The organism is Thiobacillus sp. (genome assembly GCF_030696885.1).
GTDB lineage: Bacteria > Pseudomonadota > Gammaproteobacteria > Burkholderiales > Thiobacillaceae > Thiobacillus.
Genome location: NZ_JAUYRI010000010.1, coordinates 15,873 through 38,839, shown reverse-complemented (window position 1 = coordinate 38,839; position 22,967 = coordinate 15,873). Strand labels below are relative to the sequence as shown.

Sequence of the window (22,967 nt, the reverse complement as noted above, 5' to 3'; positions counted from 1 at the left end):
CGATGTCCGGGCAAGCCCCCTCCCAGGGTTTGTCATGTCCTGTGGTCGTTGGATTGTTCAACGATATCTCATGCGCACGCCGAGACGGTGCTGCGCTGTATTGCCTATTGCAGATTCCGTATCGACGTGCGCCTGGGCTGGTTTCGGCCAGCGGGATGGTGTGGCCGCAAGGCAAATGACAAGCGGTAAATGATAAGCAGCAGGGCCGGCATAACAAGCTGGGCTAACCCGGAATCCGGCCCGATACGCTGCAAAAATAAAGTAGCAAGCAGTGCGCGTGAATAGCAGCAGGCGTCGGCAGTTTGACGCCAGGAGGGGTATCTCCCATGCCCCGTCCGTTCCTGTTTCGTCGGGCGACCGTCCGGCGATGTCTCATGCGCACGCCGTAACGGCGCTGCGTGTTTTTTTGCGAGCTCCTTCCGGCGTGCGCTGAGTCTTGTTTGCACGGGCGTTCTTGCGTCCCAGGCAAGCGGCTTTGCAGGCAGCCTTGTGGCTGTGCGGTTTTGAAGAATTCGATCGTAGATTTGCGTGATGTCGCGGACGACGGTGTCCGGGGCTAGGTCACGACCCATTACAAACCAAAGGAGTAAACCATGAAGCGCGTGAAAACACTGGCCGCCGGCATGCTGTTGCTGGGGCAAACCCTCTCGGGAGCCGCTTTCGCGGCCTCCGTCACCCTGGCGGGCACGACCGTCGATTTCACTTTCGACGATGCGCTGCTGGGCCTGTTCGGGCCGGCCAGCGTGTCGGGCGATACCCTCTATTTCACCCCGGTCGATTTCCAGGCCCAGTCGCTCAACGGCGCCGGTTTTGCGCTGACCAACCAAACCATGAATATCCAGGTGGCGGCGCACAACGGCTGGTCGTTTGCCGGCATGGGGCTGCTGGAGCGGGGCGATTACCTGCTGCTCGGCACGGGCAGCACGGCCGATGTGGGCGGGCAGATCCGCGTGTTCGATGTTGCCAACCCGCTTGCCGATCTGGACGCAAGCATCAGTACGACCGGGCCGCTCAATCTGACCGGCATGCCGACGCATAACTGGCAGGCCGATGCGGCGATCGACCTGACTGCATGGAACGATGCCCGGGTGCTCAACGTGACGATTCAGAACCTGCTGCTGGTTTCGACCGGCGCAAGTCCTTCGCTTGCCTTTATCGAGAAGAAGTTCGTCGGCCTGACCCCGGACATGATGGCGGTGACGCCGGTGCCCGAGGCGGAGACCTACGCCATGATGCTGGCGGGCCTGGGACTGGTGGGCTGGATGGCCAGACGCCGCCGCAGTGCAGCATAAAAACAGTTCAGTTATCGATGAAACACATCATGGCGCCCTGAGCGCCAGGCTTCAGCGTGAGCCGCCCCCTCGAAGCCGGGGCACGATTTTCGAATGCGTTCACGCGCATCCTTGGCCCGCCTCACGGCGGGTCTTTTTTCTGCGTGGGTCGAAAATCGCGTGAGGCGGACACCTGCCTCGTGACAAATTCGCGCTGGCCAATTGGTGTTGCCCATCCGTAGGGCGGGAACACTTTCCCGCCGTGCATGCGTGCGTCGGCAAGGTGTTCCCCGTAAAGGGGAGGCCGTGGTTGTAAGCCGATTAATCGGCAACAACCACGCACTGCCGACCTACCCGACGCATCGATGCCCAGATCGACCACCGCGTGCGCAAGGCCGCGCAGGCGATTGCCTACGCTGCGCGGCTCAGCATGAAAACTCGGAATCGTCCTCAGCCGCGTCGCCGCCGTGCAGGACGCAACGCATGGTGCTGTCGTGCGGATGCGCGCAGATGACGTCTGCCAGCCACGGATAGCAGCCGGCGTAATCGCATTGTTCGGCGTATTCGTCCAGCTCGTCGAGCGGTGGCGCATCGCCCAGTTCGTGCAGCGCTTCCTCCGCCAGCAAATCAGCCTGCGCGCTGAGTGTCTCGTTTGGCGTGTTCATGGGGTTCCCTGATTTGACCGGTACGCCCATCCTCGCTGCGCAAGGTGAGGCGATGATGACAGCGCCTGAAATTTTGATGGCCCGAATGTCCAGACTGGCCCGAACGTGCCATGCCAGCCGCGTTGCATACACCACCTGCTGCAACATTGATGCGCGACACTGCCTGCGTGCTGAAAAGCCACACCTGTCGCGAGGCGGGGTCGGAAACACCAGGATCTGTGCGGCTTTGGGAGAAGCGTCGTACGCGCAGACAGCCGGTTGCCAGTTACATCACGCGCTTTGGATGCACCTGCTTGCCCACTTTGTTTTGGAGAACATCATGACTCGTATTAAAACCCTGCTCGGCCTGCTGCTGGCCGGCTACATGGGCGCCGCCGCCGCCGTTGGCCCCAGCGATCTCGGCAACCTGACCGGCCAGACAGTCAACATCGGTAATTCGTTTGCCGCCGGTGCCACCTTCAGTGACGAATACATTTTCGACATCATGCCGGAGTCGGCCGCGGTGGGTACCGCCGTCACCATCAACCTGGATATTCCACTATTCGCAGGGCAGGAATTCGCCATCGAGAATTTCATGGTGGCGTTCAAGGACAGCCTGAACAACACCATCGTCAGCGATTCCCAGTCTTCGCTGACCGATTACACCCTGTCGGTGTTTGCCTACCTGCCTGCCGCGCTGGACTATAAGTTCGTCGTTTCCGGCAATGTCACCGGCACCCTGGGCGGCAGCTACGGCGGCGTGCTGCAGGCCGTTCCGGTGCCCGAGGCGAAATCCTACGCCATGATGCTGGCCGGCCTGGGCCTGGTCGGCTTCACGGTGTTGCGCCGCCGTGCTTCTTGAGGGCTGCCTGCTCGCCCGACGCGCAAGCTGAGGATGCACGCAGCGAATGCGGGGCGGCCTCAGTGTCGACCCGCCCGCTGCAGCGCCTGATTATTGATGAAAGGGATGCATCATCATGTTCAAGCACACTGTCATCGCAGTTTTGCTCGGCCTGCTGTGTGCGGGCAATGCGCAGGCGGTCACCTACGGCAGCTTCGGTCCGCCGGGGTTCACCGACCGCGACACGATGGGTGAGCGCGCCCGCGGTTTTGGCGGCGCCACACTGAAGCCCGCACCGGCCGATTTCCAGGACGGTTCGCCGGATACGCCCGCACCCTACGACGCATCCGGCATCGCGATGGCTGAGGTCGGCGTGACCCGCGACGTCAAGGAATTCTCCGACCTGGCGATCAGCATCGCGCCCTGGGCGGAGCCGAACGCCAAGGACTGGCTGCTGATTCTTGCTGGCATCGGTCTGGTCGGCCTGATGGTAGATCGGAACAGGCGTCGTCTATTCTGACCTCATCGGCGCTGTGTGTATGAAGGGCAGTTCTGCAGGATTTTCCTGCACTCCGTTTGCGGGCCTTGCGGCCCGCTTTTTTTTTCGAATGGGCGGCGGCTGACTGAATTGCCCCTAAGCAATGTGCGCGAAGGCGGCTCAGATGCAATCCGTCTCGGCCAGGGGCTCCTCATCTGCGAGTTTGCGGCCGAAAGGCATGCGCCTCTGGTCGATGAACAGGCTGCTGCCGTCGATGCGCTTGGCCATGCGCTTGGCCTCGGAGGCTGCGCGGGCCACTTCCTGATACTGGTGGAAATGGGTGGGGTCGACCAACACCGCACCGATCGAGAGTGTCACCAGGGCGTGAAAGGCCATCACGCCGCGTCGGTCTTCGCTGTGGTAGCCGCCTGCTTCCACGTGCTCGGGATTGAACAGGGCCAGGCATTCTCGATCGAAGCGCACCAGCATGCCGTGGCAGCGCACTTCCCAGTCAAGACTCTGGAACAGCACGACGAAATCATCGCCGCCAATGTGGCCGATGAAATCGAGCTCGGGGACGCAGCTTTCCTGCAGGATGTGCGCCAGCAACTGGATGATGTTGTCACCGCGGCGAAACCCGTAGACATCGTTATACGGCTTGAACTGGTCGAGATCGAAATACGCGGTGACGAAGGTCTGTTCGTTGACGAGCAGACGTTCCATGTGTTCCTGGATCGGCACGTTGCCCGGCAGTCCGGAGAGCGGGTTGGCATAGCGCGCGGCAACGATCTGCATTTCGGTGACTTCGCGCATCAGGTCGAAGCCCGAGCCCAGTCCCAGGTAGCGCCCTTCGGTGGTGATGATGAAGCCCTGGGTGAAGGCGGTCTTGCCTTTTTTTACCACCAGTTCGGACAGCTCGGTCATGCGCGTGGCCTTGTCGACAATTAGCGGGTCGGCATCCATGAAATCGGAGCAGGGCTTCCTGCCGTAGAGTTCGCGGCCGTACCGGCCAATGAAGCGGTCGAGCACGGCGGGGCGATGGATGATGCCGACTGGAATGCCGTCCGCCACCACCGCCACCGCATGCTGGTCGGGGTTGAGCATCATCAGTTCGAGCACGTCCTGGCTCGGGGTAGACGGGGCGACGCACGGCGCGGGCACGACCAGCTTGCCGGCCGAAACATGCAGGCCGTCGCGTCCCCGCGGTGTGGGAAACACGCTGACCCTGCCGGACTGCAGGCAAGCCATCACCTCGCGCGACGGTAGCCGGACTGGCACCGGTGAAGGGCGTCCGATCAGATAGCCCTGCGCGTAACGGATGCCGAGGTCTTTCAGCACCGCCAGCTCGGACACGTTTTCCACGCCTTCTGCAATCACGGTGGAGTGGGCACCCTCGGCCAGCTGCCGGATCGAGCGCACGAACTGGATCTTGTGGGGATCCCGATGGATATCGGCGATGAAATGCTTGTCGATCTTGACGAAGGCGGGTTTCAGTTCAGACCACAGGCGCAGGCTGGAAAACCCCTCGCCGAGATCGTCGATGGCCACTTCGATTCCGGCTGCGCGCAGCAGTGAAACGGCCTGCCGCAGATTGCCGTAGTCGAGCGCGGCGGCGTTCTCGGTGATTTCGATCACCACCTGGCTGCTGGTCAGGCCAACTTGATCCAGCGCGGCCACGATCGCGTCCGGCGCAAAGCTGGCGTCCAACAGGCTGCTGGGCGACAGATTCACGAACAGCCGTCCCGACAGATCCAGCTGCGCAAAGGTCTTGAGCGCCATGCGCACGCAGGCCCAGTCCAGCTCGGCCAGCATGCCATGCTGCTCGGCCACGCGGAACAGCGCCTGCGGCGCATGCAGCGGACTGTTCGACGGCCCGCGCGACAGCGCCTCGTAGCCCATCATCCGCCCCTCCTCCAGATCGAGCACCGGCTGCAGCAGCGTCATCAGCCGCGCATTGTCCAGAATGTGAACCAGGTGAGGGCGTAATTCGTCGTGGCTCATGGCGGGGGGACGAAGGAGGGTAGACCGGACGACGATAGGAGGAAAGCGTTACGTGCGTGTGAATCACAGGACACCCGCTTTGCGGGCTTCAAGTTGCAAGTTACAAGGTTCAAGGTTCAAGGTTCAAGCGAACCGAGCCGCTTCCTGCCCAGCCCCGAACATCTTGTTTCTTGAATCTGTCACTTCACTGTCATTGCGCACGCCTATGCTCGCCGCCTGGGGGGCTTCATGCATAACACCAATGAACTGACCGATGAAGAGTGCGGACACCTGGCGCGCATCCTGGTTGCCTCGCTACGGGTGACGCAGCGCCATCATTTTTTCAGTTGGGTGCATGGCCCGATGCAGTCGCTCATTCCCCATGAAATCCTGTTGTGCGGTCTGGCGGATGAAAGCGGCTATCTGCTGCACGAGCGCTTCACTGCCTGTCGCTATTTCAAGGACGATCATTACCACCGCGTCATCCATCCTGGCGACGGCCTGATCAATCAGTTGTCGCAGGAATGGCAGGCCTTCGGCGAGCCGCGCATGATCGCCGCGCATAAGGACGAGGCCGGTGGCTGGCATGCCCGCCTGAGCGAGCTGGAACTGAAAAACGTCGCCTTTCACGGCATGAGCTGGATCAACGGACAGATCAGGGGGTACGCCAGTTTTTCTCGCGTGCGGGCGCCGTTCGATGGCCGCCTCGCGCTCTATGTCGACATCCTGTTGCCGCACCTGCTGGCAACCCTGGTGCGGGTGCTCGCCCACGAAGCGCGCACCCGCACCGATAGCGAGCGCCCCATCGGGCTCATCACCGCGCGCGAAGTCGAAGTGCTCACCTGGGTGCGCGAAGGCAAGACCAACGACGAAATCGCCGCCATCCTTGGCCTGTCGATGCTCACCGTCAAAAATCATCTGCGCCACGCGATGAAAAAACTTGTCGTCCGCACCCGCGGCCAGGCCGTCGCCAAGGCCATCGCGCTGGGTTTTTTGCGCGCGCAGGGCGTGCGCGGCGACACGCAATAGCGCGCCCGGCGCTACGCGGGCGCTCTGCCCATCCCACCATCCTGCGGGATGAGCCATCCGGCTCAGTTTTTCCCTTTCCTTCTCCCCATCGGGTGTCATCCACGCCCCCTAAAGTTCCCCTGTCCGTAGTCACACGGGCTCGATTTCCGGTTGGTTTGCCGTTTGTCGGCAAGCCTGCCCCACAGGGGGGCGGAAAGCTGCATAACTTTCTGGGTCTTTTTTAATAAAGAGGAGCACTACATGAAATTCAAACTTATCGCGCTGGCCGCCATGCTGGCCGCCGGTTCCGCTCAAGCTGCCATCGTCGACGGTTCCAGCGGCAACGGCGAACTGTTCATGACGGTTCTGGACAGCGTCGGCCAGCAGTCCTATACGCTGGACCTGAACATCACCATGGACGATTTCCTGGCCGGCGTCGCCGCCAACGCGTCGTACAGCTACGCCGCCGATGCCAACATGAGCAGCTTCCTGTCCATGGTGGCTCCGGCCAACCAGTCCGGTCTGACCTTCGCCATCGGCGCTATGGATGCTACTGGCTCCACTACCACTAACTACTACCGCAACATCACCACCGCCAGCACCATCGACCTTGGCAATACGGTGACCAATACCAACCTCAAGCAACTCAGCACAAACGGTGATCAGTTCGTGGCGGATGCCAACAGCCTGATCGGCGCCGGCAACTCCCTCGTTGTCACTGATCCCGGCATCGTCGCCTACGCTGGCAGCGCTTTGTGGGGCAGCAACTGGGGTAGCGCCTTCAACGGTGTCAGCACTGGCCTGATCGGAGATGACTTGGGCATGTATGTCCTGCGCCAATCAAGCGGTACTTTCGCTGCGCGCAATTCGGCTTCCATCTATGAAGCGCTGGCTTTCAACGGCAACCAGTACATGGCCAACCTGGACATGAACGGCAACCTGATGATTGCCGCTGCGCCGGTGCCTGAGGCCGAGACCTACGCCATGATGCTCGCCGGCCTCGGCCTGGTCGGCTTCATGGTCGCGCGCCGCCGCCGCGCCGCTTGAGCGGGTTTGCCTGATTCGTCCGTCCCGGCCAGCTCGCCGGGCACGGAGGGTCGTGCGTAGGTCGGTAATATTTTCCCGACGCCCTCCCAAGTAATCGCCACGCGACAGAGTCGGGAACGTGTTCCCGACCTGCGAATGTTGTTCATTATTTTTCAATGTTTTTTTCGGAGACTCACATGAAGCTCAAACTCATTACCCTGGCTGTGGCCGCCACCCTGGCTGCCCCCTCCGCCTTTGCTACTTTGACCCCGGAAGCGGTTTCCGGCGTGCAGAAAATCATCCTGTCCGGCGCCACCGCGCCTGACGGTTTCATCGAGAGCTCGGTGAAGGAAATGCTGCAGCCCGGCTACAAGTCCTACCGCGACAATGCCGCCGCCACGCTGGCCTTCCAGCACCAGGCCTGGTACGGCCTGGCCAAGGCCGGCATCCCCGGCGTGGCCGCTGGCACCCCCATTCTGTTCGTCAAGCGCTCGAAGGGCGGTTCGGTCTGGGGGGTCGACCCGGTTGCGCGCGCTTCGCGCATCGAATCGCTCGATTTCTCGGCCTGTACCGTTGGCGGCGCCGACCTGAATGGCAAGGTCTACGACTACTTCTGTCCGACCAAGGGCCTGGATCCCGATAGCCCCAACTTCAACAACCCCGCGCTGAACAACGGCGTGCCCAGCGATTTCGGCGTGTCCGACGTGTCGCCGGCGCTGTTCAAGGGTCCTTATAACGTCGAGTTCGGTCAGACCGCACTAACCGCTGCCGAAGTGGCCAAGCTGACCGTCAAGCCGGTCAACACGCTGATCATGGGCCTGGTGGCCACCAACGACGTGCCGCTGTCCACCGTCATCACCCGCGCCGACTACGGCAACATGCTGATGGGCAACATCCAGGACTGGACCCAGATCGACGCCAACCTGGGCGGCAACACCCAGGTGGTCGCCTGCCGTCGCGTCAACGGCTCCGGCACCCAGGCCAGCTACAACTGGTTCTTCAACAACTTCCCGTGCGAGTCCGCTTTCGCCGGCGCCAAGGCGCCGACCAGCATGGGGGTGAACGGTTCGGGTGGCGACAACGCCAGCGGCGTCATCAGCGGTTCCGGCACCCAGGCCGATCCCTACCTGATCGACCCGACCCAGGGCTACACCGTGCTGAACAACTCCACCTCGGGCGACGTGCGCAACTGCCTGGCCCGTGCGCAGAGCAGAACAGACCACCTCTTCAAGGGTGACGACGGCAAGTACTACAAGGCCCTGTTCAGCAACTCGGGCGATCCGTTTAAGGCGATCGGTGTGTTGTCGGCTGACAGCTATGGCAGCGAAAGCGGCTGGACCTTCCGCAACATCTACGGCGCAGGCAGCTTCGCCCCGGCGACGCAGACCGCTTCGGCTGGTGCAACCGGTATCGCTCCGTCCAAGGCCAACCTGCTGACCGGTGCCTGGGACTTTGCGGTGGAACTGACCATGCAGTATCGCAACGCCAACGTGACCAACTCGCAAGGCGACGTCATCACCCCGCTGGCCGGCACCAAGAAAGCCTTTGCAGACGAGCTGATCAAGCGTGCTGGCGACCCCGCCAAGATCGCGCTGAACAGCAAGAAGGAAGCCTACGCGGCGCTGCCGGACTACTACAATCCCTTCGCCAACCCCACCAACGAAGCGCATGTCGCACTGGGCAGCCACCAGGGCAACATGTGCCAGCCGATGGTGCGCAAGTACTGATCACTGTTCGTGATGCGGGCTGAAAGGCCCGCGGGCGGTGCAATGCCGCTTGTCTGAACACCACTCCCCGCCTGGCGGGGAGTGGTTATTTTTGCAGAAGCCTTGCGCCATCGGTTTTTCAGGAGTCGATGGCGCAGTGTTTCCCTGTGGTTGTGGCGATGCCATCACCTGCAACGGTAGCAATGGCCGGTGGTGTCGGGAAGGTGTTCCCGACCTGCTGCAGGATAAAAATATTCAACCGGGTCACGATCTGAATTCAATGCGCGCTTTTCTTTCTTGTTTGTCCTGTGGCTTGATGCTGCTCGTCATCTTCTTCCTTGCACCGGCGCACGCTGCGGAGGAAGGGCGTTTCGATCTGTTTGAAATCAGGGTGGAAGGCAATACGGTATTGCCTGCCTTGTCGATCGAAAAAGCGGTCTATCCGCATCTGGGCGAAAACAAGAACATCCAGGATGTGGAAGCCGCGCGCACCGCGCTGGAGAAGGTCTATCACGACAGCGGCTACCTGACGGTGTTCGTCGATATCCCGGAACAGCAGGTGCAGGCTGGGGTCGTGCGCCTGCGGGTGACTGAAGGCCGGGTGGAGCGCCTGCGGGTGATGGGCTCGCGCTATTTCAGCCTGGGCCGCATCCGCGAGAAGACGCCGGATCTGGCGGAAGGCAGCGTGCCGTATTTTCCAGAGGTGCAGAAACAACTGGCATCGGTGAATCGCGGCAGTGACCGGCGGGTGACGCCGGTGCTGCGCCCGGGCAAATCTCCGGGCAAGGTGGAGGTGGACCTTAAAGTAGATGACCGCCTGCCGCTGCACGGCAGTGTGGAGCTGAACGACCGCTATTCCGCCAACACCACCCGCACCCGCCTGAATGCCAACCTGCGCTACGACAACCTGTGGCAGCGGGAGCACAGCCTGTCGCTGGGCGTGCAGACCGCGCCGCAGGATCCGTCCGAAAGCACGGTTTTTTCGGCCACCTATGTCTGGCCCACCGACAAGGGCAATTATCTGGCGGCCTACGGGGTGATTTCCGAAAGCGACGTAGCCGTCGTGGGCGACGTCAACGTCATCGGCAACGGCAGGATCGCCGGGCTGCGCTACATCGTTCCGCTGCGTGCACGCCCGGGGTATTTCCATTCCTTGACGCTGGGGGTGGACTACAAGGACTTCGACGAGACCCTGAGTCTCACGTCGACGGACGGCAGCGCCCCCGTCACGGCCAATACGCCGATTTCCTACCTGCCGTTCAGTTTGGGCTACGAAGGCACCGTGCAGGGCGTGCGGAGCACGACCCAGCTCGCTGCCTTCTTGAATTTTTCCCTGCGCGGTCTGGCGGACGAAACAGTGGAATGCGTCCCTGGGGTGTTCCTCAACGAGTTCGCCTGCAAGCGCTATCTGGGCAATGCGAACTATGCTTTCCTGCGCCTCGACCTGAAGCACACGCACCAGATCGGAAGCGGCTGGAGCCTGTTCGGCCGCCTGGGCGGGCAGGTGGCCAGCGGTCCGCTGATCTCCAACGAGCAGTTCAGCGCCGGCGGCACGGACACGGTGCGCGGTTACACAGAGTCCGCCGTCTCTGGCGATGACGGCCTGGTCGGCGGGCTGGAGTTGCGCACGCCGTCGCTGGCCAAGCGGGTTTCCGAACGGCTCGACGATCTGACTTTGTATGCCTTCGCCGAGGGCGCCAGTCTGTCCATACGCGAGCCCCTGGGCGGCCAGATCGACCGCTACGACCTGCTCGCCGCCGGTCTGGGCCTGCGCTTCAAAGGTTGGGGCGGGATGTCAGGCAGCCTCGACCTGGCCTACCCCTTCGAAGACGCCGGCCAGGTGGAAGCGGGCGACGGCCGCGTGCATTTCCGGCTGGGGTATGAGTGGTGAACGGCATGCAAACAAACCAAGGCGGGGTCTGACATGAAAAAACGTATCGCAATGATGCTCGCCCTTTTGGCAAGCGTAACGTCGGCGCAGGCCTCGCTGCTGGACATTTCGTCGTTTTATTGCCAGGGCGGCGAGCTCTCGATCTCGACCGGCACGACTTTCGTCGCGCACTGTTCTGGACATTTGTACATTGACAGAGCGAACGTGATCTGGTCGGACGAATTGATCTCCATCTCATCTGGCGGCAACTTGACCTTATGGGGGACGCTGGTTGCGCCACGTATCCAGCTGTCCGCGAATGCTGACTTGAGTGTGGGCGGCGGCCTGTTTTCGGGATCCCCAGATTTTCTGCCCGAGGTGACTGCACTGAGTCACGCCGGCAGTGAGAACGCTCACCTGCGGACGTTCGGCGACATCGTGCTGAATCCGATCATCGATCCGGTTTACGGTGCTGTGACGACCACTCAAATGTCTTTGCCAGACCCGATATTTTTCGAGTCCATCGTCATCGAGAACATGTTTCTGCTGACGGATGAATCCGCAGTCCCGATACCGGTACCGGAACCGCGGATGGCGATGCTGTTGGGGGTGGGCGCCCTGATGCTGTTCATGTCGCGACACCGGAAGCGGTCGGTAGAGCGGCGTGGATGTCGGGAAAGTGTTCCCGACCTACGTGATGGGGAATAGGCGGTTTGCTGCCGCGGAAGTACGAGCAATAAGCCATACGGCTCATGTTCCGGGAAACCGGATCGTCGTATTTGGAAATTAAAGTAAGCACGCAAGCCAGACGGTCGCCGCGCATCCCGGATGCCAGCCGTTATCAGGAGAAAGCATGAACCGCAACCGTTATCGTCTGGTATTCAATACGACTTTAGGCATGATGGTGCCGGTGGCGGAAACTGCGCGGCGCCGGGGCAAGGCTTGCGGCGGCAAGGCGGCGGGGCCGGCGCTGGCGCTGCTGCTGGCGGCTTTTCCTGCACTGGCCCAAACGCTGCCGGTGCCCTGCGGCGGCGGCGCATGCGGCGTCAATCCGAACCCCACGGCCTTCGTCGGTAGCGGTGCCGCGGGCTATGCGGTCAATGGCACCCAGGGCATCGTGACCCAAACTACTAACCGCGCCATCCTCAACTGGCAGAGCTTCAACGTGGGTAGCGGCAACACGATGCAGTTCTTGCAGCCCAGCGCGGGCGCAGCGACGCTGAACCGGATCTGGCAGGGCGACGCGAGCGTGATCGCGGGGGCGCTCAAGGCCAACGGTCAACTCTACTTGGTCAACCAGAACGGCATCGTGTTCGCCAATGGCGCGCAGGTGAATGCGGGCAGAATTGTCGCGTCGACCCTGGACATCGACGACAAGCTGTTCATCGATGGCATACCCTCGAACCGCAACGCCGGCGGCGTGGCGGCCTTCTCCGCTGCGAGCGGTGCGGCAGGCGGTCTGGTGCAGGTCGAAGCAGGCGCGACGTTGAAAACCGAAAGCGGCGGCCTGGTGATGCTGCTGGCGGAGAACGTGGAAAACCACGGTCTCATCGAAACGCCGGAAGGACAAACCATCCTCGCCGCCGGCGCCAAGGTGTATCTGGCGGTGAGCGACGATCCGAACCTGCGCGGGTTTTTGGTGGAGGTGGACAGCCCTGACAGCGGCGGCGGCACGGCAACCAACACCGGGCGTGTCCTGGCCGAGCGCGGCAATGTCAGCATAACGGGCCTCACCGTGAATCAGTCCGGCCGCGTCACCGCCACCACCTCGGTCAATCTCAATGGCTCGATCAGGCTGACGGCGCGCGACAGTGTGAGCGGTTTGCCGAAGGATTCTTCCAATCCCGAGGTGACCGTACCGGTTGCTGCCCGCACCGGCACGCTGGTGCTGGGCGCAAACAGCACGACCGAAGTGCTGGCGGACGCGACTGATCGCAAGACGCTCACCGACGAACAGGCCTTCAACCGTTCGCGCATCGACGGTGTGGGCAAGACCATTCATGTGCAGGGCGGCGCGGTGGTTCGTGCGACCAGTGGCGAGATCGACCTGGCGGCGCAGGCGGGGTCGGTGTTCCAGAATGCGGGCGACGCCAAGGTCAACGACGTGCGCCTGCAGGTGGACGACGGCGCACTGATCGATACCGCCGGTCTCGCCAATGTGGCCGTGGCGGTGGAACGCAATTACATCGAGGTGGAACTGCGCGGCTCACAGCTCGCGGATTCGCCGCTGCAACGCAACACCTTCCTCAACAAGAGCAAGGTGTGGATCGATGCCGAGAAAGGAACCAAACTGGCCGATGTGTCGGCGGACATCGCCAAGCTGGAGCGCTCGGTGGCGGAAAAAAGCGCGGTCGGCGGCAACATCGCGCTGCGCTCGGAAGGCGATATGGTGTTGCAGGCCGGGGCGACGCTCGACGTATCCGGCGGCAGCCTCGCCTACCAGGCGGGTTATGGCCGCGTCACCAAGCTTGCGCTCAACGGCCAGGTCGTGGATATCGGCGATGCCGATCCGGAACAGGTTTACAGTGGTTTCGCGGATCGCTTCACCGCGTATGACGCCAAATGGAACGAGACCCGAACGTTTGATGTCGGGCAGGCCAGGTACATCAACGCCTACACCGCCGGTCGCGATGCCGGCACGCTCAGCCTGACGGCGCACAACCTGGTGGCCGACGCCACGCTGCTTGGCAAAACCACAACCGGAACCTATCAGCGCACCCAGGCGCCGCAGGGCGGTCAGCTTGCGCTGACCCTGCTGGCGAATAGTGCGCTGCCCGTAGCAAGCTTGCCCGATTTCAGTTTCGTCAAGTCGCGCATCGGTGCGGCTGCGACTGGCTTCAGCGATGCCTTGCCCGCGCAGGTGGAACTGTCTTCCGAATTCCTGTCGCAAGGCGGCTTTGCCGGAGTCGCCGTGCGCAGCAAGGGGCGCATCACGCTGCCTTCGGATGTCACGCTCGATGCGGGCGACCAGGGCAGCGTCAGTCTCAGCGGCCGGCGGATCGATATCGACGGCGACATCCTGGCAGCCGGCGGCGAGATTGCACTGGCAACCGGTGTCAGCCAGGAAAGGGAAACGCCGGATGCCGCCGACTTCGGTCTCAACATCGGCAGCACAGCGCGGCTCGACGTGGCAGGCCGATGGGTCAACGATCTGCCCGGATCGGGGCCCGATGCCAACACGGGATCGGTGGTCATCGCTGGCGGCGTCATTACGCTGGCGGCGCATTCGGATCTGACGCTTGCCGAAGGCAGCGTACTCGATGTCAGTGGCGGCGCATGGGTGAAATCCAATGGCAGGATCAGCACCGGTGATGCCGGTTCCATCGATCTGGCGAGTGGCAGCTTCGGCCAGCAGGGCAGCGCCCCGCTGAGCTCTCGCATCGAGCTGAATGGCGAACTGCGCGGCTACGGGATGGAAAACGGCGGAACCTTGAAGATCACCGCGTCCAGCATCCACATGGGCGAGAACCCTGCCGGCACGCCGGGCGAACTCGTGCTCGACGAAGGCTTCTTCGGCCGCGGCGGCTTTCGCGAATTCGATCTGAGCGGCGTCGACGGCGTCAAAGTGGCGGACGGCTTCCAGCTGCGCCCGGCGCCGCTGTCGGCGCAACTCGCGCCCGGCTATAGCATCAAGGCCAGCGGCAGCGACATGGCTGCGCTGACCACCCTGCTGGCCTTGCCGGCGGAGCAGCGCGCGCCCACCCGGGTGAGCCTCACTGCAAGCAATTTCTTCCGTGGCGATGTGCATGTCGGCGAGGGGGCGTCGATCCGCGTCGATCCCGAAGGCGAGGTGGTGCTTTCCGCCAATCGTCAGCTCACGGTGCTTGGTACGCTTGAAGCCGCCGCCGGCCATATCGCGCTGACGCAGCCCGCACTGACCGATGGCGATAAGGCGGTCGACAATTTCGATTCCGGCCGTTCGATTTTCCTCGGAGAGAACAGCCGCTTGCTGGCGCGGGGGATTTACCGCGCCGAACCCAATCCGCACAACCTGCGCAAGGGCCAGGTGCTCGACGGCGGCAGCGTGGACATCACGGCGGCCAAGGGTTATCTGATTGCCCAGCAGGGCTCGCTCATCGACGTGTCCGGCACCGAGACGACGCTGGACATCGTAGGCGCCTCGGGTTTGGCGGCCACGCCGGTGGCGAGCAACGGCGGCACGATCACGCTGGCCGCGCGTGAAGGCATGATTCTTGAAGGTGATCTGCATGGACGCGCCGGCGGTAGCCAGGCACGCGGCGGCAGTCTGGCCGTCGCGCTGGATCGCATGGGCCCCAGTTGGGTCATTCACAATCCCGCCGATCCCCTGAACGTACCACTCAACAGTCAGCGCGTCGTCACGCTGCAGGCCGCGCCGACTTCGCTTACCGCCGGAATGAACGCGGGCGATGCGCTCGATACCGCCAGCCGTAACGGCCAGGCGCGGCTGACGCAAAGCCAGGTGCAGGACGGCGGCTTCGCCGACCTCAGCCTGCAAGCTGAAAACCGCATCGTCTTTGCCGATACGCTCGATCTCAATCTGGCTGGCCGCCTGAGCCTGTATGCGCCGAACCTGTCGGCGGAGGGCGCGGCCCAGGTCCGGCTCGCGGCGGCGTCGGCTATTGTCGGCAATCCCGACTCCGATGCGCAGGCCGAAGCCACGCGTAACGACGCCAGTGGCGGCGCGGGCACACTCGCCGTCAACGCCGGACTGATCGAACTGGTCGGTCACAGCAGCATGCAGGGCTTTGGCAAAACCACACTGGCCAGCCGGGGCGACATCCGGGCGCGCGGCGTGGTGTACGACGCCGATCTGGGCCCGCAGCCTGAGGAGGTGGAATACGTCTACCGCGGCAGCCTGGTCACCGGCGGCGACCTGAATCTGGCGGCGCGCCAGATCTATCCTGCCAGTCTCGCCGAGTATGCCTTCGAGGTTCACAACAATCCTGCCGGCCGCATCACCGTCACCTCGACCGGCAGCGATGGCAAGGTACTGTCGGCCGGCGGCAAGCTCAGCTTCGCGGCACCCTTCATCGAGCAGCGCGGCGCGATCAAGGCGCCGTTCGGCGAAATCGCGCTGCGCGCCGAAACCATCACCCGCGTCACCAACGCATTCAATATCGACGGGTTGCCCACCGGCGCGACACCAGTAACGCTGACGCGCGCCGCCACGCCGAATGGCGAGGTGACGCTGGCAGACGGCAGCCTCACCTCGGTGTCGGCGGAAGGCCAGATCATTCCCCTGGGCATGACCGAGCTGTCAGGTCGCGACTGGATCTACGATTTCGGCACATTCAAGAAACAGCTGGCCAGCGCGCCGGAAAAACAGATTGTGCTCGACGGTGACACCGTCACGCAGGCGGCCGGCGCGCGCATCGACCTGTCAGGCGGCGGCGATGTGTACGCCTATGAATTCTTCAAGGGGCCGGGCGGCTCGCGCGACATGCTGCTGCCGGAAAACAGCGAGGGGGTTTACGCCGTGCTGCCCGGTCTCGACAACGCGTTCGCGGCTTACGATCACCAGATTTACCGGGGCCTGGAAAACTGGAACCCGGGTGCGAGCGTGCAGTTGCTGGACAGCACGCAGGGGCTGGCGGCCGGCAACTACGCGCTGCTGCCCGCGCGCTACGCCTTGCTGCCCGGCGCGTATCTGGTGCGGGTGCGCGCACAGGCGTCCGATCAGGTTCAGGGCCAGGTCACCTCACTGCCCAATGGCGCTACCCGGGTGGCGGGCTATCTCGGCACGGCGACGGCGAACGGCGACGTGTTGCATGGTGCGCGCACGGCCACTATCGAAATCCGTCCCGGCAGCGTCGCCCGCGAATACAGCGAATATTTGAACAGTTATGCCAGCCAGACCTTTGCCCACGTGGCCGGCGCGCAGTTGCCGGGTGACGCGGGTCGGCTGTCCATCGGTGTCGGCAGCAGTCTGACGCTGCTGGGCGATCTGCTGGCCAGCCATGCCGACGGGAGGCGTGGTGCCGAGGTGGATATCTCCGCCGACAAGCTGGCCGTGACCTCCAGTGGCGCTAGCTACGGCGCGGGTTACGTCACCCTCAGCGTGGACCAGCTCGACAGCCTCAACGCGTCCAGCCTGCTGCTGGGAGGCAGCCGCAGCGCGGACGGCGACCGGGTGCAACTGACGCAGCGCAGCGACGAAGTCGTGATCGCCAACGATGCCGATCACGCGCTGGCTGCGCCGGAAGTCATTCTGGCCGCGCGCGATACGGTGAAACTCGAAGACGGCGCGGCGGTGGCGGGCGACGGTACGTTCTCCGGCCAGGCCAGGGATCTTGTCGTTGTCGATTCCAGCGGCAACGGCGACGGCGCGCTGCTGCGCGTATCCACCGGCGACCAGATTGCACTCACGCGCGAATCCGCCAACCGGACGGGCGGTGTGCTGGACGTGGCGGCGGGCGCGACCGTCCGCGGCAAGTCGGCCATCCTTGATGCCACGCTGGACAACCGTACCCTCGGCCAGGTGGAACTGCCGGCCAGCGGCGGCGCCCTGACGCTGGGGGCGACGCGCATTTCGCTGGTGGAAAACGGCACCGCCGTCGCCACCAGCGGACTGGTGTTCAACCAGGATCGCCTGGCCGACCTGGGCAATCCCGCCCAACTGCTGCTGCGCAGCTATTCGACGCTGGACATCTACGGCAACGTCAATCTCGGCAGCAGCGCGCTGGACAGCCTGGCGATCGAGGCGGCGGGTATCACGGGCATCGGTGCAGCGGGGCAGACCGCCACTCTGCAGGCGGATACCGTGCGTTTCGCCAATCCGGACAATATCGACGCCGCCACGGCGTTTACCGCGACACCCGGTGCGGGCGATTTCGTCGTGCTGGCGCGCAACGTGGAACTGGGCGAGGGTGATTTCACGCTGCGCGGTTTCGATAGCGTGAACGTGACGGCGAGCGGGCAGGTGCAGGGTTTGGGCGGCGCCTTCAAGACCGAGGCCAGTGCGGGTGCGGCGGGTGATCTCAACCTGATCGCCAGCCGCATCACAGTGGCGGCGGGCGCCGACCAGACCTTCTCGGCGGCAGGTGCGCTGGTCACGGCCGAGCCCGCTGCGCCGGCCACGCTGCCGGCCGCTGCGCTGGGCGGCAAGCTGCAACTCGCCGGCGCGTCGGTCACGCATGGCGGCCGCATCGACATGCCTGCTGGCGTGGTTGAACTGCGTGCGGAGTCGGGCGACGTCACCCTGTTGTCCGGTAGCGAAATTCTCGCCGGCGGCGCCAGCGTGGACTTTGCCGATACGCAGGCGTTTGCGGCAGGTGGCGCTGTGAACCTGACGGCATCGCAAGGCAAGGTGATTGCCCAGGCTGGCTCCAACATCGATGTGGCGGGCGCAGCCGCGGGTGGCGATGCCGGCGAACTGACGGTGCTGGCGAACGACGATGCCGTTCTAGGCGGCACGCTGCAGGGCGATGCGGCGAGCGGCTTCGAGTCCGGCCGCTTTGTGCTGACGGCCCGGCGCATCAACCCGGATACAAACGGCGACAACGATTTTTCCGCGTTGAACAGCACGCTGGAAGCCGGCGGTTTCCACGCCGCGCGCAGCATCCGGGTACGCGAAGGCGATATCGACGTGGCCGCGACGGACAACGTAAAAGCGCATGAAGTGCTGCTGTCGGCCGATACGGGCGCGATCCGCGTAGCCGGCACGGTCGATGCCAGCGGCGACAAGGGTGGCCGCATCGGTCTGTATGCGGGCGGCGATCTCGATCTCCTGAGTAGCGCCGAACTGCTCGCCAACGCGACCGACAGCTTGACTACGGCCAAAGGAACGGCCGGTGAGGGTGGCCGGGTTGAGCTCGGCAGCGGCGACGCCGGTGTGCTCAATCTGGCCGCGGGATCACACATCGATGTGTCCGTGCCCGCCGGCAGTGCTGCCCACGGCGGCCGCGTGGTGCTGCGCGCAGCACGCACCGGTGCGGGTGCCGGCGACGGCGTGGCGCTGGGCGTGCGCGACGGGAAAATCGTCGGCGCCGAGCGGGTGGAGGTGGAAGCCTATAAGGTCTATGACGGCGATGGCAGCGGCATCACCGGCCTGATCGCGGGCAGTTCCAGCGGCAACCAGCTCGGCATCGACAGCGTGCAGGCGGACAACGACGCCTTCGTCGCGGCGGTCGACCCCGTTGCGCTGAAAGGCAATCTGGATACCGGTGCGGCGGGTGTGCATCTGCGCCCCGGCGTCGAGGTGCGTAACCCTGTTGAAGCCGGCGTCGCCAACAGCGGCGACATCGCGCTGGCCGGGGACTGGAATCTGAACCCGCTGCGCCACAACGGCGAGGCGGGCGTGCTGACCGTGCGCGCAGGCGGCCAGCTCGATGTGGCGGCGAATCTGAGCGACGGCTTCAGCACCGCCGCCGCATCCGGTGCGCTGCAAACCAGCCCGGTCGGCTGGTCCTACCGCCTGGTTGCCGGTGCCGCCAGCGGCGCGGCCGATCCGTTGGCGACCCAGCCCAACGTCCTCGCCGACCTCAATGTCGCGGCGGGCAAACTGGTGCGTACCGGTACAGGCGACATCGACGCGGTGGCGGCGGGCGATGTAATCCTCGCCGACGGCGCCGCGCTGTACACGGCCGGTGCCAACACGCCCGCAGTCACTGATTTCACCATTTCCTTCCTGAATGGCAATGCCTTCCCGGTTGGCGGCGGCGACGTGCGGATTCGCGCGGGGGGTTCGGTGGTGTCGGAGGCGGGCCCGTCGGGCTTGCTGACAGACTGGCTGTATCGCCAGGGCAACGTGGGCAGCAACAGCAACCAGTTCCGCGATCCAGGCTGGTGGCCCCAGATTGCCCAATTCAAGAACGGCATTGCAGCCCTGGGGGGCGGCGATGTGGCCCTTGAGGCGGGCGGCCGGGTAGCCAACCTGCTGGTGGCCACGGTGACCAACGCGCGCCAGCCGGCGACTGTCGCTCAGCCGGTGGATGCGAGCCAACAGGTGATCCAGGGTGGCGGAGACCTTGCCGTGCGCGCGGGTGGCGATATCGAGGGCGGATTGTTCTTCGTCGACCGCGGGCTTGGCACGATCAAGACAGACGGTGCGGTTGTCGAGGGGATTGCACGGTCAAACCAGGCTGTTGGCACAGTGCTGGCATTGGGCGATGCGAGCACGAATTTATCGGCGCGGCGCGGCTTGTCGCTGGAGACTGTGGTCAATCCCAGCCTGGTGCCGCAATCCAGCGGCAACTGGGCTGGGGTGGGCGGTTTCAATCGTGAATCGTATTTCGTGAGCTATGGGGCAGACAGCGTTGCGCGGCTGCTGTCAGTGGCGGGCGATACCGTGTTGAAGAACGATTTCTCTGACCTGACTGGATTGAGCGGCGCCTTCGGCTTGAACAATGCGAATGCCGGGGGGCTGGGGCTTTATCCCGGCACGCTTGAAGCAGTTGCCCTGATGGGTAAGCTTGCCATGGAAGAGGGCTTCACCCTGATGCCGTCAGCGGCCGGAAATTTGCGTCTGCTGGCGGGCGGTTCGATCAAAAAACTCGGCGGCAAGCCGGTTGACCTGTCCGACCGTGCGCTCGCGGACTTTTACACGCTGTCCAACCCGGTACGCTCAAGCTCAAGCGTGGGTTCGCTGACGATGCTGCCGGGCAGTGAAAGCGATGCACATGGCCCCGAGCTGATCCATCAGGCCGATACGCAGCAGGCCTATATCGTGGCGCGCTCGGGCGACATTGTCGGCCAGCCCAGTCCCGCGGTATTCGCGAATCTGGCCAAACCGGCCGTATTCCAGGCAGGCCGGGATATCCGTGATGTAACCGTAGTGGGGCAGAATCTGCGTCCCGATGATGTAACGCGTTTCATCGCCGGCCGTGACATCGTATTCGACTTGGTACGCAATCCCATTTCTGGGGCAATCGCCTCGGGCAGCGAGGCGCGCATCGCCATCGGCGGCCCCGGGCGAGTGGAAGTCATCGCCGGCCGCGACATCGATCTGGGGGCATCCAAAGGCGTGATTTCACGCGGCAATCTGGCGAACCCCTATCTGCCGGAAGGCGGTGCCGATCTGTTGTTCGTGGCCGGGGCGGCGACGCGCGATGCCGACGGCAATGCGCACGCGATCAGCGCGGCGCTGCAGGATCCGCAGGCGGTGAACCACTTCTTTGAAGAATTGCTGGCATCGGCCGAGGCGAGTAAAACCGACAAGGACTACAGCCAGGGCGAAGCCGCCATCGAGGCGCTGTTTCCCACCGGAACGGCCGCCGCGCCGCTGAGCTACGAGGGTGATATCAGCCTCTTCTTCAGCCAGGCGAAAACCGAGCAGGGCGGCAGCATCCAGATGCTGACGCCGGGCGGTGGAGTGAATGCCGGCCTGGCCAGCGTCACCGGTTTTGAGCGCGCCGCTGCGGACCTGGGCATCATGACCGTGCAGGGCGGCAACATCCAGGCCTATGTGCGCGACGATTTCCAGGTCAACAGCAGCCGCGTATTCACCATCTCCGACGGCGATAGCGATATCCTGCTGTGGTCGGCGCTCGGCAACATCGACGCCGGCAAGGGCGCCAAGACCGCCAGCGCCACGCCGCCGCCGCAGCTGCGCATCGACAGCAAGGGCAACTTCGTGCTGGACGTCAGCCAGTCCATTTCCGGCAGCGGTATCGCTGCGCTGGATGTTGCCAGCAATGTCGTATTGATTGCACCCACCGGCGAGGTCAACGCGGGCGACGCGGGCATCCGTGCCGGTGGCAACCTGACTATAGGCGCCAGCCGTGTGGTTGGTGCGGACAACATTCAGGTGGGCGGTGTTTCAGCGGGCGTGCCGGTATCCAACAGCGGTGCGGCGGCGGCAGCAGCGACCAGCGCGGGCAATGTGGGCAGCGAGGCGACATCGGCGACCGCCGGGCTGTCGCAGGGCCTGGCAGATTCCGTGCGCGCGGCGGAAGAGATGAAGAATGCATTCAAGCCGACCTTCATTACCGCGGAGGTGGTGGGGCACGGCGAGTAAAGACGCAGGGTGGACGCTTGTGCCCACCCTGCGGGGCGGGCAACTGCGACATGTGCGGCAGGAAACGGAAGCCGGTGTTCTGGCCGGCCTCGTTTACTGCTGGGTTGACACAGCCTGTGTGGAAAGCGCAGCCAGCCGCGATTCGATCTCGGCTGCGGGAATGACGCCATCGACACGCTTGCCATTGCTGAACACGATAGCGGGGGTGCCCATCATGCCCAGCTGGGTGGCCAGCTTGCCGATATCCCGCACTGGCGTTGCGCACGCGCTGGCAGGCGCGGCCAGTTTGCCCTGGAGCATGTAGTCCGACCAGGCTTGTGCCCGGTCCGGCGCACACCAGATGGCGTCCGCTTTCGCCGATGCACCGGGGTGCAGCTCTTCCAGCGGGTAGAGAAAGGTATAGATCGAAATGTTGTCGATCAGCGCCAGTTCCTTTTCCAGCCCGCGGCAGAAAGGACAGTCGGGATCGGAAAACACCACCAGCTTGCGCTCGCCGTTGCCGCGGCGCGTCACGATGGCCTGGTCCAGCGGCAGGCTGGCGAAGTCGATGGTCTGCATTGCTTCGAGGCTTTTTTGCGTCAGATTGGTTTTGGTTTTGGTGTCTTTCAGCGGCCCCGACAGCATGTAATCGGCTTTTGCATCGACATAAATGATCGAGCTGTTGGCGTAAACCTCGAACAGACCCGGGATGGGCGTGGTGTTGATTGCATGGATGTCGGCACCCGGAAAACGCTCGGTGAGCACCTTTTTAATGACGTCGTCGTCGGCGTGCGCGCCAAGGGCAATGGCCAGGCCCAGCAGGGTGAGGAGGGGTTTCATGGATTGTCGCTTTCAAATTGAGGGAGGGGCTACCGGACGCAGGTTTGCACAGGCAGTGCCCATTCCGGATCGACACTGCGCTGATGCACAGTAAGAGAATTGAATAACAGGCATATGACAAATCTGTGGGGAGTCGATTAAGGCCCGCGCAACAGGCATGCAGCTGTACATGGGATGTTCGGCTCATGCTGGCAACTTGACTGTGCAGGGTGGCATTTCTGCCCCTATGCAGATTTCCAGCGACGTCCGCTCGTCGCGGCGACACCCCACCCTCTCGGCAGAACTGATCGATCACGGCGAATAAACCTGACATGAGCCGAACGGCTCATGTCAGACGCTGTGCCTGATGCATTGATTTCAATGTGCGCTCGCTAATCTTGCGCGTGCT

12 protein-coding genes are annotated in these 22,967 nt (G+C 63.6%); 9 read left to right on the top strand and 3 right to left on the bottom strand.

Annotated features, from left to right (window positions below):
- Positions 1-593: 593 nt before the first annotated feature.
- Positions 594-1,292, top strand: a complete 699-nt coding sequence (locus Q8R61_RS04810) for a PEP-CTERM sorting domain-containing protein (protein WP_305534775.1) — start codon at positions 594-596, stop codon at positions 1,290-1,292.
- 404 nt (positions 1,293-1,696) lie between these two features.
- Here the strand turns inward: Q8R61_RS04810 and Q8R61_RS04805 are convergent, their stop codons facing one another.
- A complete protein-coding gene (locus Q8R61_RS04805; protein WP_305534773.1) occupies positions 1,697-1,936 on the bottom strand; it encodes a hypothetical protein in 240 nt (79 codons plus the stop codon).
- Positions 1,937-2,255: 319 nt separating this feature from the next.
- Here Q8R61_RS04805 and Q8R61_RS04800 point away from each other — a divergent pair, with 319 nt between their 5' ends.
- Together Q8R61_RS04800 and Q8R61_RS04795 are read left to right on the top strand one after the other, a co-directional pair.
- On the top strand, positions 2,256-2,777 hold the full coding sequence (locus Q8R61_RS04800) for an FxDxF family PEP-CTERM protein (RefSeq protein ID WP_305534771.1): 522 nt from the start codon (positions 2,256-2,258) through the stop codon (positions 2,775-2,777).
- Between the two features lie 115 nt (positions 2,778-2,892).
- Positions 2,893-3,276 carry a hypothetical protein gene (locus Q8R61_RS04795; protein ID WP_305534769.1) on the top strand — a complete coding sequence of 128 codons (384 nt, stop codon included), beginning with the start codon at positions 2,893-2,895 and terminating at the stop codon, positions 3,274-3,276.
- A 138-nt stretch (positions 3,277-3,414) separates the two neighbouring features.
- Here the strand turns inward: Q8R61_RS04795 and Q8R61_RS04790 are convergent, their stop codons facing one another.
- Complete coding sequence (locus Q8R61_RS04790; RefSeq protein ID WP_305534767.1) at positions 3,415-5,235, bottom strand: GGDEF domain-containing protein; 1,821 nt, start codon at positions 5,233-5,235, stop codon at positions 3,415-3,417.
- 228 nt (positions 5,236-5,463) lie between these two features.
- Between Q8R61_RS04790 and epsA the strand changes: the two genes are divergently transcribed.
- The 6 genes from epsA to Q8R61_RS04760 all read left to right on the top strand — a co-directional run bounded on the left by epsA (position 5,464) and on the right by Q8R61_RS04760 (position 21,760).
- Positions 5,464-6,243, top strand: a complete 780-nt coding sequence (gene epsA / locus Q8R61_RS04785) for an XrtB/PEP-CTERM-associated transcriptional regulator EpsA (RefSeq protein WP_305534765.1) — start codon at positions 5,464-5,466, stop codon at positions 6,241-6,243.
- A 240-nt stretch (positions 6,244-6,483) separates the two neighbouring features.
- Positions 6,484-7,269 carry a PEP-CTERM sorting domain-containing protein gene (locus Q8R61_RS04780; RefSeq protein ID WP_305534763.1) on the top strand — a complete coding sequence of 262 codons (786 nt, stop codon included), beginning with the start codon at positions 6,484-6,486 and terminating at the stop codon, positions 7,267-7,269.
- A gap of 176 nt (positions 7,270-7,445) precedes the next feature.
- Positions 7,446-8,975 (top strand): hypothetical protein, encoded by a 1,530-nt coding sequence (locus Q8R61_RS04775; protein WP_305534761.1) that lies wholly within the window; start codon positions 7,446-7,448, stop codon positions 8,973-8,975.
- A gap of 49 nt (positions 8,976-9,024) precedes the next feature.
- Positions 9,025-10,845 carry a ShlB/FhaC/HecB family hemolysin secretion/activation protein gene (locus tag Q8R61_RS04770; RefSeq protein ID WP_305534759.1) on the top strand — a complete coding sequence of 607 codons (1,821 nt, stop codon included), beginning with the start codon at positions 9,025-9,027 and terminating at the stop codon, positions 10,843-10,845.
- A gap of 33 nt (positions 10,846-10,878) precedes the next feature.
- On the top strand, positions 10,879-11,532 hold the full coding sequence (locus tag Q8R61_RS04765; protein ID WP_305534757.1) for a PEP-CTERM sorting domain-containing protein: 654 nt from the start codon (positions 10,879-10,881) through the stop codon (positions 11,530-11,532).
- A gap of 145 nt (positions 11,533-11,677) precedes the next feature.
- Positions 11,678-21,760, top strand: coding sequence for a filamentous haemagglutinin family protein (locus Q8R61_RS04760; RefSeq protein WP_305534755.1), 10,083 nt, complete (start codon positions 11,678-11,680; stop codon positions 21,758-21,760).
- Between the two features lie 93 nt (positions 21,761-21,853).
- On the opposite strand, the gene Q8R61_RS04755 is transcribed toward Q8R61_RS04760, so the two are convergent.
- Positions 21,854-22,579, bottom strand: a complete 726-nt coding sequence (locus Q8R61_RS04755; protein ID WP_305534753.1) for a DsbC family protein — start codon at positions 22,577-22,579, stop codon at positions 21,854-21,856.
- Between the last annotated feature and the right edge of the window lie 388 nt (positions 22,580-22,967).